Origin of the sequence: Alteromonas gracilis (assembly GCF_002993325.1) — a bacterium.
Taxonomy (GTDB): domain Bacteria; phylum Pseudomonadota; class Gammaproteobacteria; order Enterobacterales; family Alteromonadaceae; genus Alteromonas; species Alteromonas gracilis.
In genome coordinates this window covers 53,476-67,954 of the sequence record NZ_PVNO01000027.1, presented here as the reverse complement: position 1 = coordinate 67,954, position 14,479 = coordinate 53,476, and the positions used below count along the sequence as shown (strand labels likewise).

At 44.7% G+C, this 14,479-nt stretch carries 12 protein-coding genes; 6 read left to right on the top strand and 6 right to left on the bottom strand.

The window, feature by feature from the left end; translation table 11 throughout:
- Positions 1-77: 77 nt before the first annotated feature.
- The 3 genes from C6Y39_RS13655 to C6Y39_RS13645 all read right to left on the bottom strand — a co-directional run bounded on the left by C6Y39_RS13655 (position 78) and on the right by C6Y39_RS13645 (position 5,327).
- Complete coding sequence (locus C6Y39_RS13655) at positions 78-716, bottom strand: transglycosylase SLT domain-containing protein (protein ID WP_105931811.1); 639 nt, start codon at positions 714-716, stop codon at positions 78-80.
- A 67-nt stretch (positions 717-783) separates the two neighbouring features.
- Positions 784-2,382: a glutamate--cysteine ligase gene (gshA, locus tag C6Y39_RS13650; RefSeq protein ID WP_105931810.1), complete on the bottom strand. Its 1,599-nt coding sequence runs from the start codon at positions 2,380-2,382 to the stop codon at positions 784-786.
- 74 nt (positions 2,383-2,456) lie between these two features.
- Positions 2,457-5,327: a M16 family metallopeptidase gene (locus tag C6Y39_RS13645; protein ID WP_105931809.1), complete on the bottom strand. Its 2,871-nt coding sequence runs from the start codon at positions 5,325-5,327 to the stop codon at positions 2,457-2,459.
- A gap of 309 nt (positions 5,328-5,636) precedes the next feature.
- On the opposite strand from C6Y39_RS13645, the gene C6Y39_RS13640 reads away from it, so the two are divergent.
- The 3 genes from C6Y39_RS13640 (at position 5,637) to C6Y39_RS13630 (ending at position 8,023) form a co-directional block, all read left to right on the top strand.
- On the top strand, positions 5,637-6,203 hold the full coding sequence (locus C6Y39_RS13640) for an Hpt domain-containing protein (RefSeq protein WP_105931808.1): 567 nt from the start codon (positions 5,637-5,639) through the stop codon (positions 6,201-6,203).
- Positions 6,203-6,988: a pseudouridine synthase gene (locus tag C6Y39_RS13635; RefSeq protein WP_105931807.1), complete on the top strand. Its 786-nt coding sequence runs from the start codon at positions 6,203-6,205 to the stop codon at positions 6,986-6,988. Before C6Y39_RS13640 ends, C6Y39_RS13635 begins: the two co-directional genes overlap by 1 nt.
- A 78-nt stretch (positions 6,989-7,066) precedes the next feature.
- Positions 7,067-8,023, top strand: coding sequence for a ketopantoate reductase family protein (locus C6Y39_RS13630; protein ID WP_105931806.1), 957 nt, complete (start codon positions 7,067-7,069; stop codon positions 8,021-8,023).
- A gap of 40 nt (positions 8,024-8,063) precedes the next feature.
- Here C6Y39_RS13630 and lysS read toward each other — a convergent pair whose 3' ends face one another.
- The gene (gene lysS / locus C6Y39_RS13625) at positions 8,064-9,632 is read right to left on the bottom strand and encodes a lysine--tRNA ligase (RefSeq protein ID WP_105931805.1); all 1,569 of its coding nucleotides are present in this window, start codon (positions 9,630-9,632) and stop codon (positions 8,064-8,066) included.
- A 23-nt stretch (positions 9,633-9,655) separates the two neighbouring features.
- A protein-coding gene (gene prfB / locus C6Y39_RS13620; RefSeq protein ID WP_105931804.1) for a peptide chain release factor 2 occupies positions 9,656-10,754 on the bottom strand; the annotation gives its coding sequence in 2 pieces (ribosomal slippage) (positions 9,656-10,678 and positions 10,680-10,754; 1,098 coding nt in all).
- A 333-nt stretch (positions 10,755-11,087) separates the two neighbouring features.
- Here prfB and C6Y39_RS13615 point away from each other — a divergent pair.
- The 3 genes from C6Y39_RS13615 (at position 11,088) to C6Y39_RS13605 (ending at position 14,049) form a co-directional block, all read left to right on the top strand.
- The gene (locus C6Y39_RS13615) at positions 11,088-11,306 is read left to right on the top strand and encodes a hypothetical protein (RefSeq protein ID WP_105932038.1); all 219 of its coding nucleotides are present in this window, start codon (positions 11,088-11,090) and stop codon (positions 11,304-11,306) included.
- 524 nt (positions 11,307-11,830) lie between these two features.
- Positions 11,831-12,889: a flavin reductase family protein gene (locus C6Y39_RS13610; protein ID WP_240618898.1), complete on the top strand. Its 1,059-nt coding sequence runs from the start codon at positions 11,831-11,833 to the stop codon at positions 12,887-12,889.
- Positions 12,886-14,049: a fatty acid desaturase family protein gene (locus C6Y39_RS13605; RefSeq protein WP_105931802.1), complete on the top strand. Its 1,164-nt coding sequence runs from the start codon at positions 12,886-12,888 to the stop codon at positions 14,047-14,049. Before C6Y39_RS13610 ends, C6Y39_RS13605 begins: the two co-directional genes overlap by 4 nt.
- On the opposite strand, the gene C6Y39_RS13600 is transcribed toward C6Y39_RS13605, so the two are convergent.
- Positions 14,027-14,464 carry a DUF2177 family protein gene (locus tag C6Y39_RS13600; protein WP_105931801.1) on the bottom strand — a complete coding sequence of 146 codons (438 nt, stop codon included), beginning with the start codon at positions 14,462-14,464 and terminating at the stop codon, positions 14,027-14,029. The two genes, C6Y39_RS13605 and C6Y39_RS13600, sit on opposite strands and share 23 nt — an antisense overlap.
- Positions 14,465-14,479 lie beyond the last annotated feature (15 nt).

Here is a 14,479-nt window from a genome sequence, read left to right as displayed (position 1 = left end):
TTGAAAAGTATTTCAAGGCACAAAAAACGCGACTAAATGCCGCGTTTTGATTTTGTAGTTTAATTGGGGCCTATGTTTTAGCTAAACAGCTTCATAAACCAACCTTTCTGCAAGTCTTCCTCGCAGGTTTTAAGTTGAGTAGCATAACGTAATGAACGTGCTTTAACTTTTGACGCGACTTTTTTAAGCCATGGCTTTCGGTCATAGCTTCTGCGCTTATATCCGCCCCAGCCCTCGTGATAATTTAAGTATTGGGCGTAAGCGTCCCATTTAGAAATGCCGTTCACTTTTTGCGACTTGTAAATAAACCAGCCCATGAAGTCGATAGCGTCTTCGAAATCATCACGATCTGCACCACTGTTATTGGTTTCCCTCATGTAGTCAGACCACGTAGGCGTTTTCGCTTGTGAATACCCATAAGCTGAACTCACCCGTCCCCACGGAATAAGCCCGAAGAACACATAATCACGAGGAGGAAGCGCGTCATGTCGAAAGGAACTTTCCTGATACATCATGGCCATGGGCACATGGATAGGCACGCCCCATTTATCTCTTGCATCGGCAGCTGCATCATACCAATCGTCTTTTTCATAGAATATTTCGCACAAATTGCTGATGTCTTTAGGAGGCGTAGTTGCACATCCAGCGATAAGCAGAGGAAAAAGAACGATGAGTGTTGATAAAAAAACAACCAATTTTTTGAACTTTCGGTTCATAGCTTGTCTTAATTAATGTTCTAGTAAAATGTGTGTTTCCCTGGAACCCTTCGATGCCTGACTCATGTCAGGCATTTTTTTTTGCTGGAGGCTCAGCGAAATAGTCACGAATAAAAGTATCGAAGTCTTTAGTGTCAGCAGCTTCTATTTCTTTTTGCGCTGCAAACGACGTCTCCGCTTGCGCAGCAAACCCTGCAGCATCTGTATCGGTATACTCGAAAGACTTCATCTCGGCTTGATAGGCCTGGGCTAACTCTAAGCCTAGCACGCCATTATCTTTGTCGTTCTCTATCAAAGTGGAAAGTAATTTTCCAGACGGTGTTAACTCTGGGTTCTGCACTTTCTCAAATTCAGTTTTAACCGCTTGCGAATAACGAGATGTATCGTTAGCTAAATCGAGAAGTTCCGCGGCTTGCTCAAATGAATTGAATAATGAAGTACACCAGTTCGGAAGAGAAATGTCTTCACCACCGTTTTGAAGCAGCAGCTCCGGGCTACGTCCTTCAAGTACGACCTTGTTCATGTTTTCTTTCGCTTCTTTAAGCTGTGTTTCGTCTAGTTCTGGGCTTGGCATAAGCAAGCACGACACTAAAAACACATCTAAGAAATCAAACTGAGTCTGGGAGATACCTATTGCTGAAAATGGATTTACATCCAAGGCACGGACCTCAATATAGCTGATACCGCGGCGCACTAGTGCGTCTGTGGGTTTCTCCATAGACTGGGTTGGCTGCTTAGGACGTATCGGCGAGTACAACTCATTTTCAATTTGAATAATGTTGCGACTTAATTGCTGATAATTCCCTTCTTCTCCAGCAGCAAACTGGCTGAACCGAGAAGACGGTGTGTTCATGGCGTCACGTAGTAGCTTGACGTAATTATCTAGCTGATTGTAGCAAATCTTAAGTGAAGACTGCTCTGCGCTTGTATACCCTAAATCGCTCATCCGCAAACAGGTTGCATAAGGCATATATACAGTACCCTTACCAACTTTCTTAAACGGAAGTGCATGTTGCTTTCCTTTCAAGAATGAGCCACACAGCGCAGGGGACGCTCCATATAAATAGGGAATTAGCCAACATAGACGGCGATAATTGCGAATTAAACCAAAGTAATCCGCAGAAATTTGATCTTGTGAATACGCGTCACCATTAAGCTCTGCCCACAGTTTCCAAAAACTGTCTGGCAGTGAAAAGTTAAAGTGAACGCCAGCTATGGCTTGCATCATGCTTCCGTAGCGGTTTTTAAGGCCAATACGGTACACTCGCTTCATTTTGCCTACATTTGATTCACCGAAATAAGCAATCGGAATATCGGCTTCTTCGTCAATAAAGCAAGGCATGCTCAGCGGCCAAATTTGCTCGTCACCAATATTATCAATAACAAACCTATGGATATCTTTTAACTGAGAAATTGTTTTAGCTGCGCTGTTCTCTGGTGGCGTAATAAATTCAAGCAGAGATTCAGAAAAATCAGTGGTTATTGAATCATGGGTAAGCGCCGAACCTAATGGTTTGGGGTGAGGAGTTTGCGCCAGCGTACCATTTGGATTGATACGCAGGGCTTCGCGCTCAACACCGCGCTTAATATCTTTAAGCGCGGCGAGAAATTCGGGTGACTTTAGCGCAGCTATGCGCGCTTCAAAACGGGATGAGTCTACAGTCAAAATGGTGGTCCGTTATGTCAATATTGCCCCCAGTTATGGGGGACAATAGTATAAATTCAATAAAAATTAATCTATCAGTTTAACGTTTCTCGGGTGTTACTCTCTACTGACAACTCGATAATCGGCATCGATAGCGCGTTTAACTGGGGTAAAATTTTTGCTTTGTCGCCCACTACAATAATTTGCATCTTGTCGAGATTCAAATATTGCTTTGCCAACGCATCTATCGTTTTCTTGTCTATGTGGTTAATTATGTCTAGCTGCTCTTCTCGATAACCTTTTTCTAGACCATAGCTTAAAAGCTGTCTTAAGAAACGCGCTTTACTGGTTGGTGTTTCAAACTCAAGTGCATCACTTAACGTAAATGCATTGCGCATGAACGCGATTTCTTCTTCTGTTACGCCCTCGGTGCGGTAGCGATTGATCTCTTTCAAGATTTCTGTGATGCCCTCACCGGTGTTGACCGCTGTAAGATCAGTACTCACCTCGAACCACCCGAGTGTTTTACCACCGACAAAACCGCTATTAGCACCGTAAGTAAAACCTTTATCTTCTCGCAGATTTAAATTAATGCGACTATTAAAAGCCCCTCCTAATGGGAAGTTCATGAGCCGAGATTTGAAGTGATCGCCTGTTGCGTCAAAAGGTAAGCTTCTATCAACAATATAAACCACCGACTGTACGGCTTCAGGACTATCTATCAGGAAAATTTGGTTTTCATCATACTTTGGAAATTCACTGTAATCAGCAAACTCATAAGTTTTACCTTGCCACTGCCCAATAAAATCTAGCGTGTTGACCATGGATTGTTTAGACAGGTTGCCAACGGCAACAATACTCGCCTTATCAGGTGAATAGTAGTTAGCGTAAAAACTTTTAACATCATTAAGCGTAATGTTTTGAACGGTTTCCAGTGTGCCTTCATCCGGCAGACTCACGCGATTTTCATCGCCAAACAAGATAAGATCTCTTGCTCGTCGCGCTAGGCTAGAAGGGGTTTTCGCTTGTTGCTGCAGTCCTTGTATCACCCGCTCTTTCATACGCGCGAAGTCTTCTTCACTGAACGCTGGGTTGAACAGCTTTTCTTTTAACAGTGCCAGCGTTTCATCTAGATGCTTAGTGAGTGTAGATACATAAATTTGTGAGTACCTTCCTGCGGTACTGAAACGTATAGCACTGCCTAATTTAGCAAGTTCACTGGCCAGTTCTTCGTTACTGTAGTTTTTTGTTGTCTCGTTCATGAGCAGTGCCGTTAGGTAAGCTGTACCCGCTTTACCCTCTGGGTCTAGTAACATGCCACCGTCCATACCTATAGTTAGCGTTACCGTGGGCGTTTCTGTGCTGGTTACACCAAGTACTTCAATTCCGTTAGCAAGTTCAGCCTCCCAGTAGTCAGGCACATCAACGACTGGCGCTTCACCAGCTACAGGCATAACACTTCTATCAAAACTAGATGGTGCGCTACTGAACACTTCTTCATCAGTGACCTTTACAGTTTCAACGTCTATGTTTCTTATAGGGCGCTCAAAATTTTGTTCAGCCGCAGCAAGCGAGACCTGCCCCTTTGGCACGACGCTCAATACAACGCTATTTGCGTCTTTAATATACTTTTTATAAACACGCATTACGTCTTCAGCTGTCACTGCATTGTATCGCTCAATGTCTTCAGCAATCAGGTCTGGTGTTTGATAGAAAGTTTCATTCGCCGCAAGCGCAGAGACTTTGCCGGAAACACTTTGCAAACCAAACACGGTGCGAGCCTCTATTTGCCCTTTTGTACGGGCTAAATCGTCTGCCGTTACACCACGCTGCTCAAACTCTTTGAGAGTTTCATTTAGCACATTCTGTAGCGTTGACAAAGAAGTGATTTTTGCAGGATTTGCTAGCGCTAAAAGTTGGAATTCACAGGCAAGTTCACGGCAAGGATGAGATACCACTGCTTGTACTGCAATGCCTTCTTTCACTAAATTTTTGTAGAACAATGATGTTTTTCCGCCGCCCAAAATATCAGCGAGCACATCAAGCGGCGCTTCATCTTCATGGCGACCATATACGGTGGGATAAGTAATTTGCAGAAGCGGAAGATGCACTTTATCTTCTAAAGTAATATAGCGCGTTTCTTTAAGCGTAGCGGGCTGAGGCTTAGGTTCTTCTACCTTAGGACCCGCTGGAATTTCACCGAAATACTTCTTCACCCACGCCTTGGTTTTGGCAACGTCGATATCACCGCCAATGGTGAGAACGGCATTGTTAGGACCGTACCAGCGTTTAAAAAACGCTTTTAAATCATTAACACTAACTCGGTCTAAGTCTTCAACATAACCAATGGTCATCCAGGAGTAAGGGTGGCCTTCTGGGTATAGTGCCTCGCCATTGAGTTCAAAACGCAGGCCATAAGGTTGGTTATCTACTCGCTGTGCTCGTTCGTTCTTAACGGTCTCTCTTTGGTTTTCAAACTTGGTTTGATCTACGGCTTCTAGCAGGTAGCCCATACGGTCTGATTCTAGCCATAACACTTTTTCTAACTGATTAGCCGGTACGGTCTCAAAATAGTTAGTGCGATCGGTGTTTGTGGTGCCGTTCAGATTACCGCCAGATTCGGTAATAACTTTAAAATGCTGCTCATCAGCAACGTGCTTTGAGCCTTGAAACATCATATGTTCGAAGAAGTGGGCAAAGCCAGATTTCCCTATATCTTCCCTCGCAGAACCTACATGATAAGTAACATCTACATGGACCAGCGGGTCTGAGTGGTCTTCATGAAGAATAACGGTAAGGCCGTTCTCTAGCTTATACTTTTCATAGGGTATGGATACGGCGGTTGTTGCAAGTTCTTGAGACGTAGTTTCGTTCTTAGATTGTTCTATTGACACGTGCTGACATGCCGCAACAAACATTACACCTATTGTAAGACTTAAAGTACGTAGGGTCAGTTTTCCTGACATGATGATTCCTTTTAAAATAACAACGCTTTTCGCTAAACGCTTATTCACTACAAAATTGAATTGGGAAGGCACTAATAAGGTAAGCCGTATTTTGCAGTAGCGAATTTCCGAAGATTACCAGACTTTTTAGCGCTTTACCTGTTTGGACTTTGCTATGATTGTATTAATTTATGTATTTCTGAAATACACTGACGCGATGAAGTCTTCATATACTACGGTTTGGCCAATGTAATCGGCAGACGTAATGTATGAAATAACCAATGATCTCCATTTGATACAAAAAACAAGTGGCTAAATAAGGATAAGCGCATGGATCAGTCAACAACAGTACTCGATATTGATTTCGGAATGTCTCAGTTGAGCGGGAACAAAAAACTTTTGTTTACCTTGCTAGGCAAATTCACCGATGAATACCGTACTCTTGATGCCAGTTTGCAAGCCCATATTGCCAAAGGCGACTTTAACGAAGCCTACTCTCTTGTTCATACCCTGAAAGGCGTAACAGGTAATCTGGGGCTGTTTGCTCTGCACAATGCCAGCAAGCCAGTAGAAAGCGCTTTTAGAAATGAAAAACGCGTAGCTGATGAATATCCCGTATTTTTAGGTCTGCTCAATGAAACGATCGCTGCGGTAGATGCACTTATTCAGGAACCCGAAACAGAAGCACCGTCGTCAACCCAAGCGACGGGAGCCGCAGCTGAGCAAGCCAGAAAGCAATTACTGGCGGCGCTAAAAGCCAGTGAGTTTATAGCACAAGACAAACTAGATTATTGGCTTGATGCCATTGCTTTGCCTCAAGAAAAGCGTGCAGCCATTGTTGATGCGGTTGATGAGCTTGATTACGAAGAGGCCATTTCTGAGTTAGAAAATAGCTAGTGCAAGCTATTCCAATTATTTTTGAGGACGATAACGTCCTCATTGTTAACAAGCCTGTAGGCATTGCCATGCACGATGCTGTTGATGAAAATGGCATAATTAAAGAAGGTAATGAAACGATAACACCCTGTGAACACCTGAGTTCAACTGCACAGACAGATTCTAGAACAGATGGGTTAGTCTCGCTTCTTAAAAAACAGCTTACATTAACAGAATTGCATCTGTGCCATCGCTTAGATACTGGTACATCAGGCTGTTTATGCCTTGCCAAAAACAGCCAAACAGCCGCCGAAATCGGCGCGCTCTTCTCATCTAGGCGTGTAAACAAATACTATTTAGCCTTAAGTGCCCAAAAACCTAAAAAGAAACAAGGTATGATAATCGGCGATATGAAAAATCGTCGAGGTGGGCAACGTATTCTCCTAAAGACTCAGGAAAGCCCCGCTATCACTCAGTTTTTCAGTAACGCGGCAAAGCCCGGCACTCGCGGCTTTATTGTTAAGCCTCACTCGGGGAAAACCCATCAAATTCGCGTAGCGCTCAAAAGTATCGGCGCGCCAATTCTCGGTGATACACTTTATGGGGGTGAGGCATCAGACAGGCTGTACCTTCATGCATGGCATTTGCACCTTCCTTTGTCTTCTGGTGAATTAGCGGTTACTGCGCCTTTCGATACAGGTGAAGTAATCAACGAAGCCGATGTGCAGACTTGGTACAACGGGCTTAATGCGCCAGAAACTTATCCATGGCCTTCTCTGCCCGCACGCTTTATGCCGGTGCGCTAGGGAAAATGCGCTACATGCCTAATAAGTGCCAATAGTCATAATAAAATAGAAACTACTTTGAATGTTTAATAGATGCTAATGGGTAAACTACATATAGTTGGCGGCGGTGCCATAGGAAGCCTAATTGCTGCGAGCGCCCAGAAAAACGGCGTGCCGTATGACTGCTACCCTAGAGATAGAAAAAGCATGCCGTCATGGGCACAATGGCAAGATGGTCAAACCACCATGCTCAAGCCTGCCAAGTTTGCACCTGTCGCGCTGGCAGAAACCGACGTGCTGATACTTCCCCTAAAAGTGTATCAACTTAACTCAGCCTTATTGCAGTGGCTTCCCTATCTCACACAACAACCTACGGTTGTACTGCTTCACAACGGTATGGGCGGGCTTGAGACCGCAACAGAGCTACTAGGCTATGACTATCCGCTGCTGCTTGCCACAACCAGTCACGGCGCGTTAAAAGTAAAAGCTTCAACGGGTGATGTTTATGTGCAGTATACTGGGGTTGGCGCAACCCAAATTGGCGCGCCCCAAATTTACGCGCCTTCATGTGACAGTCCACCACCTGACACGCTTTCAGACCTCTCACAAAAGAAGCCCCAGCTTGCCAACGCGATTGCCGCGTTACATGACGCACTCCCTCCTGTGCAATACCAAGGTAATATCTTAAAAGCGTTGTGGACGAAGCTGTCTGTTAATGCAGTAATTAACCCATTAACGGCGCTTCACAATATTCAAAATAAGTACATTGCTGATGCTCAATTTGAACAAAGCCGCAACGCAATCTGTGATGAGTTTACTCAAGTGGCAAATGCTTACGGGCTAGATTTTGATGCAAAATCAGTTCATGAAAACGTGCTGTCGGTGGCCAAAGCGACAGGAGAAAACTTTTCAAGTATGCATCAAGATGTTGCCCACGGTAGGCAGACAGAAATAGACGCCATCAACGGTTACATTGTAGATATGGCAACAAAAAAGGGTATTCCCGTTCCCGAGAATACCCTTCTAGTAGAGCGTGTTAAGGCGCTGAAGCTTTAACAGCGCCGAGCACCTAAATCACGCTATTTAAGGATTAAGATTATTCTTGTTCACCCGCTTCTTGCGCGTCTTTCGGCGCCTGAGGCTTCATGTGTGGGAACAAGATAACATCTTTAATTGTTGAGCTATCAGTAAATAGCATAGCTAAGCGGTCAATTCCGATACCTTCACCTGCTGTTGGCGGTAGCCCATATTCAAGCGCGCGAATGTAATCATCGTCAAAGTGCATGGCTTCATCGTCACCAGCATCTTTCTCTTCTACCTGCTTTGCAAAACGTTCCGCCTGATCTTCTGGGTCGTTAAGCTCGCTAAAGCCATTCGCTAGTTCACGGCCACCTACGAAGAACTCGAAGCGGTCGGTAATGAATGGGTTGTTGTCGTTACGACGTGCAAGCGGCGATACTTCCCACGGATATTCCGTAATAAACGTAGGTTGGATAAGTTTCTCTTCCGCTGTCGCTTCGAAGATTTCGCAAAGGTACTTACCCGCACCCCAAATACCGTCAACTTCAGGCTCTTTAATGTGAAGCTGTTTTGCCATCGCTTTAAGGGCGTCAAGGTTCGCCTCTGGGTCGCGGATAGCTTCCTCGTTAGCTTCTGGCCAGTACTTAAGAATAGCTTCACCCATGCTTAAGCGGTCAAACGGCTTACCAAAGTCGTATTCAACTTCTGACGTCACATTGCCATCAGCATCTTTGGTTGTGTTCTTGATGATGCTTGTACCTAGAATATCTTCTGCTAACGTGCGCAGCATATCTTCTGTCAGGTTCATCAGGTCGTTGTAGTCTGCATACGCTTGGTAGAATTCAAGCATCGTAAACTCTGGGTTGTGACGGGTTGATAAACCTTCATTACGGAAGTTACGGTTAATTTCGAACACACGCTCAAAACCACCAACCACTAGGCGCTTAAGGTAAAGCTCTGGCGCAATACGCAGGTACATATCAATATCTAGCGCATTATGGTGAGTTACAAACGGCTTCGCCGTCGCGCCACCAGGAATAACCTGTAGCATTGGCGTTTCTACTTCAAGGTAGTCACGCTCGGTAAGATAATTGCGAATACCGTTTACGATCTTGCTGCGGATCATGAAGGTTTTGCGGGTTTGTTCGCTTGTGATCAAGTCAACGTAGCGCTGGCGATACTTCGTTTCCTGATCGCTCAAACCGTGGAATTTTTCTGGCAATGGACGAAGTGCTTTGGTGAGCAATTCATATTGCTCCATGTTCACGTAAAGGTCGCCTTTACCTGACTTATGTAGGTCACCCGCTACGCCAATAATGTCACCAATATCTAGTGCACCATATTTTGCTTTAAGCGCTTTTTGCGTGTCTTTATCTGCGTATGCCTGAATACGGCCAGTCATATCTTGAAGCAGCATGAAAGGACCACGCTTTGCCATGATACGGCCAGCGATGCTTACTTTGTTACCCTGCTCTTGTAGCGTTTCTTTGTCGAATTCACCGAACTTAGCTTGAAGCTCATCCGCATAGTTTTCGCGACGGAAGCTGTTTGGGAAACCGTTTGCACGGCACTGCTCGCGAATAGCGCTTAGCTTTGCACGACGCTCTGCAATCAATTTGTTATCGTCTGTTTGTTGGTCAGTCATAACCTTTCACTTCGTTGTTCGGTTTACAGCCCAGATTTCAGGCTGGCTTCAATAAATTTGTCCAAGTCGCCATCTAGCACGGCTTGAGTGTTGCGTGTTTCCACACCAGTACGCAAATCTTTAATGCGAGAGTCGTCTAATACATAAGAGCGTATTTGACTTCCCCAGCCGATATCAGACTTGCTATCTTCCATCGCTTGTTTTTCGGCGTTTTGTTTTTGCAGTTCAAACTCATAAAGTTTGGCTTTTAACTGCTTCATCGCCTGATCTTTGTTTTTGTGCTGCGAGCGGTCGTTCTGACACTGCACCACAATACCCGTCGGCTCGTGGGTAATACGTACCGCAGAGTCCGTTCTGTTAACGTGCTGGCCACCCGCGCCGGATGCGCGATATGTGTCTATACGTAAATCAGACGGGTTAATTTCAATATCGATGTCATCATCAATTTCTGGGTATACAAACGCTGACGAAAACGACGTATGACGGCGGTTACCCGAGTCAAACGGTGACTTACGAACCAAGCGATGTACGCCTGTTTCTGTACGTAGCCACCCAAACGCATATTCGCCCTGAACGCGTAGCGTTGCACTTTTAATGCCCGCGACTTCGCCTTCCGACACTTCAATAAGTTCCGTTTTGAAACCGTGGGCTTCGCCCCAACGCAAATACATGCGCAGTAGCATATTGGCCCAATCTTGTGCTTCTGTACCACCAGAGCCCGACTGAATATCAATATAGCAGTCGTTTTCGTCGTTAGGACCGGAGAACATACGGCGAAACTCAAGCACTTCTAGCTGCTCAATTAAGCCTTCAAGCTCAGTTTTTGCCTCAATAAAGGTATCTTCATCTTCGGCTTCAACGGCCAATTCGACAAGACCTTCAACATCTTCAGTTCCCTGATCGAGCTTGTGGATCGTTTCTACGATTTGCTCTAGGGCCACTTTTTCTTTGCCAAGTGCCTGCGCTCTGTCTGGCTCGTTCCAAACGTCAGGGCTTTCTAACTCTCGGCTGACTTCTTCTAAACGCTCTGACTTTGCATCAAAGTCAAAGATACCCCCTAAGCGCTTCGGTGCGCTCGCGGATATCTTTTATCGCATTAGTAACGGGGTTTATTTCAAACATAGTCCGCTTATTTCGTTAAAAATTTAAGACCGCGGATAGTACCGAATTTAGAGGAATTTTGATAGGGGTTGGCGTAAATATTGCGACGCTGATTTCACTTGGTTAAGCGAACGCTTTTTGAGCACTAAAGATAAAATGAACAATTTTGCCGTTTAACAACTTGCAGCCAGTATTGGTTTTACCGCCAATGCCCATAAGATAAAAGTTATAAAGCGCTATATGCTTTACAAACCTTGTGACTACTGCACCGGTTTAATGCAATCACTTTTTACAACTGTGCATTGCAGCCTTGGAATCGTGATACTCGACAAATGGAAACGCAATAGGAAAGGTATGTCGCTAAATAATTTTTCATATGCTGTTATCGGCGTGCTACTTGGCCTTTTGGTATTGGCATTAGGCCAACTGTTCGACTGTCAGAATTTAGCTGGCGCGACCATGGCACTGCAGTGCCCGAATGGAACGCCAATTTCAAAATTGTGGGTAATAGCTTCGATGCTGATAGCGGGGAGCGGAATAGCTGCTTGGCTATATCGAAACCGTAATTTCTAAATAAGTTTAGATACGCCTTAAACATCTGCATTTAATCGCAAATGGTATCGATAAACAACGACCGCGCCATAAGGAGCCCAGCCCCTTTTGGCGCAATGTCTTCGCAACACTTCTGCTAAAAGTCTAAGACTGTCTGGCAAACGAAAAATCCGTAAAGCCTGTCTCGTCATCACCAAAAAAATGTCTGAATTATGTTCGTTTAACCGTACATTGTTAACTAACCTGTAGGTTAAATCGGGATTTGCCGCAAACGGGCGACCAAAACCGATTATATCTCCCATCATTTTGAAAGTAAGGTTTCACCGCGGACTGCGCCGTACTTTTGACAAAATACATTACAGCTTTTTCTCAGAAATATTAGCTCATTTCGACGACGTTGCCCCAAATTTTTGCACTTCTACTCTTGACGCAGAAAAATTTAAGCTTACACTTGTGCGCTGATTGAGAGTACAGTTGTACGCTTAAATATTGTCATCACTTTTGTATTAAAGATATTCAGACAGAATATAGGTGTGAGTTCTACATTGAGACTATTACTAAATAAATTTACTGATCGCATACTTCACCATGGCTCTTGGAAGGGCTACTGGGAAGTACTGATGCAGCAATTTAAACCTGCTTGGCGCGACGGTTATTTCAGAGCCAGAATTATGGCGGTAAAAAACTTAAGCACTGATATGCTTGAGGTGGTGCTTAAGCCTGAACGGGCCTGGCCTACGCATACCGCTGGGCAGCATATAGCATTGACAATAGAAATTAATGGCAGGCTCACCACTCGCGTGTTTACTGTAGCAAGTGGCGCAGATACTCATCGGCGAACCAAATGCATACGTCTGGTGACAAAAGTGAAAGCCCAAGGTGCCCTAACGCCTCATCTCCATTCTTGTCTACCTAACCAATGGGTAAATATTTCGGCGCCAATGGGAGAATTTATAGTGCCGAAAGTTGAAAAGCCTCTTCTCATGATAGCCGGCGGTTCGGGTATAACCCCATTTATTGCAATGCTCGATGATGCAATAGAAAAAGCACAACTCAATAACACACCGGTGCATTTACTTTATTTCGCCAAGCCCAATGAACACGTTCTGATTGACGAATTGTCAGCTTTCCAAAAGCGCTGCGAAAACTTCTCTTATTCAATTTTAACCAAGCAGAAAGACGGTGATTTAGAAGCGCATTTATCTTATTTTGCTGACGCACACTGGTTAGTATGTGGCCCAAATGCTATGTACGAGCAGGCAAGGCACTGTGCAGAGCTAATCAGTGCGCCCCTTTCGAGTGAGCACTTTGCTGCGCTTCCAGCTATAAACAGCTCCAGCCCCGGCCAAAGTGAAACCTTCTCGTTGCTACACAACGGCGAAACTTTAACTATCGACAATCAGCAATCCCTACTTTCACAACTTCAACAAGCAGAACAACCCGTAACATACGGCTGTGGCATGGGCATTTGTCACCAGTGCCAATGCGTTAAAAAACGCGGCGTGGTGAGAGATACCCGCACTGGCGAACTTTCAGATAGCGCAGAGCAACTTATCCAATTATGTGTGTCACAAGCTGTTACCGATTTGGAGATTCAATTATGACCACTAGCGTTACGATAGACACACAGCATCGTGAAGAAGTCACTGAGCAAGCACAGTCACCGGTGCACGAAACTCAGAAGATTCAAGTAGCTCAGCCAAAGAGCAATGGAAAAAAGCCTAACTACGAGTTACTCGCTGCTCAGTTTGATGAAATTAAGGCCGACATAAAACGAAAAGTGGGGGCAGAAGATGCCTCGTATATTAGACGCATTATTCTTATTCAGCGCATTTGCGAGTGGAACGGACGCATACTACTCATGTTGGGGTTCATTCAACCGCTGCTTTGGGTTGCCGGCGTATTAAGCTTAGCTACGGCTAAAATTCTCGATAATATGGAGATAGGCCACAACGTGATGCACGGTCAATATGACTGGATGAATGATAAACATATAAACTCTAGACGCTACGAATGGGATATTGCTTGCGACGGTTCCAGCTGGAATCGAGTCCATAACTACGAGCATCACACCTATACCAATATTATTGGTAAAGACAGAGACTTTGGCTATGGCTTGCTTCGCTTATCTAACGACTTTAGATGGCGGGTAAAAAACCTTTGGCAGTTCGCGACATATATCGTGCTTAGCGTAATGTTTCAGTGGGGCGTGTCTTACCACGAAATGGCTGCGGAGCGTGTCTTTTTTGGAAAGAAGAAAGACAATCGCAAAAATCAGGTTACCCATAGCGAACTTAAGAAACGTTTTTTTAGCAAAGGTGCGCGTCAGTTAGTCAAAGATTACGTGCTATTTCCTTTGTTAGCTGGGCCGTTATTCCTATGGGTATTTACCGGCAACCTTATTGCCAATTTGTTACGCAATTTATGGACTTCTACCATTATCTTTTGCGGTCATTTCACTGGCGACGTAGAAACGTTTAAAGAGGAAGATTGTACGAATGAAACCCGAGGACAGTGGTACTATCGTCAAGCACTAGGCTCTTCGAACATCAAGGGCGGAAATTTGTTTCACGTTCTCACTGGGCATTTGAGTTTTCAAATAGAACACCATTTGTTTCCTGATATTCCTGCAAGGCGTTACCGGGAAATGGCCCCCAAAGTAGAGGCCGTATTCAAAGAACACGGCATGCACTACAACACTGGCGGCTTTTTAAAACAGTACACCAGTGTGTTAAAGCGAATTATTCGCTACTCTTTTCCTTAACCAGTTGAAACCCTAACCAGCCGGCCATAGCGCTCGCGCTTGTTAGGCACGTCCCCCACGCCCAATCAATCAGCATGATGAACAAAGTAAAACCTTCAATAATGCTGTATGCCGTTAAGTTGTATGCGCCATAACTGGCCAACCCTAACAGCGCGCCATCTATACCTGCGTATAGCAGCGACTTGTCTCTATTCGCGACCACAGCAAGAACAAACACCACGCCCCCGTACATAAGATAGAAAACCATCCAAGGCCAAGTGATGAATTGGTTTCTAAGCAGCGGCGCCATTTCACTCTGGTACCATCCATCCGCGATAACGCCAAGCCAAAGAAAATCGAGTACGCCAAAGCATACAAAGATTGCAATTAAGGACACTACAATGTTTTTCGCAAAGCGAATGATATTAGAAAGCATGAAACTTATCCCTGT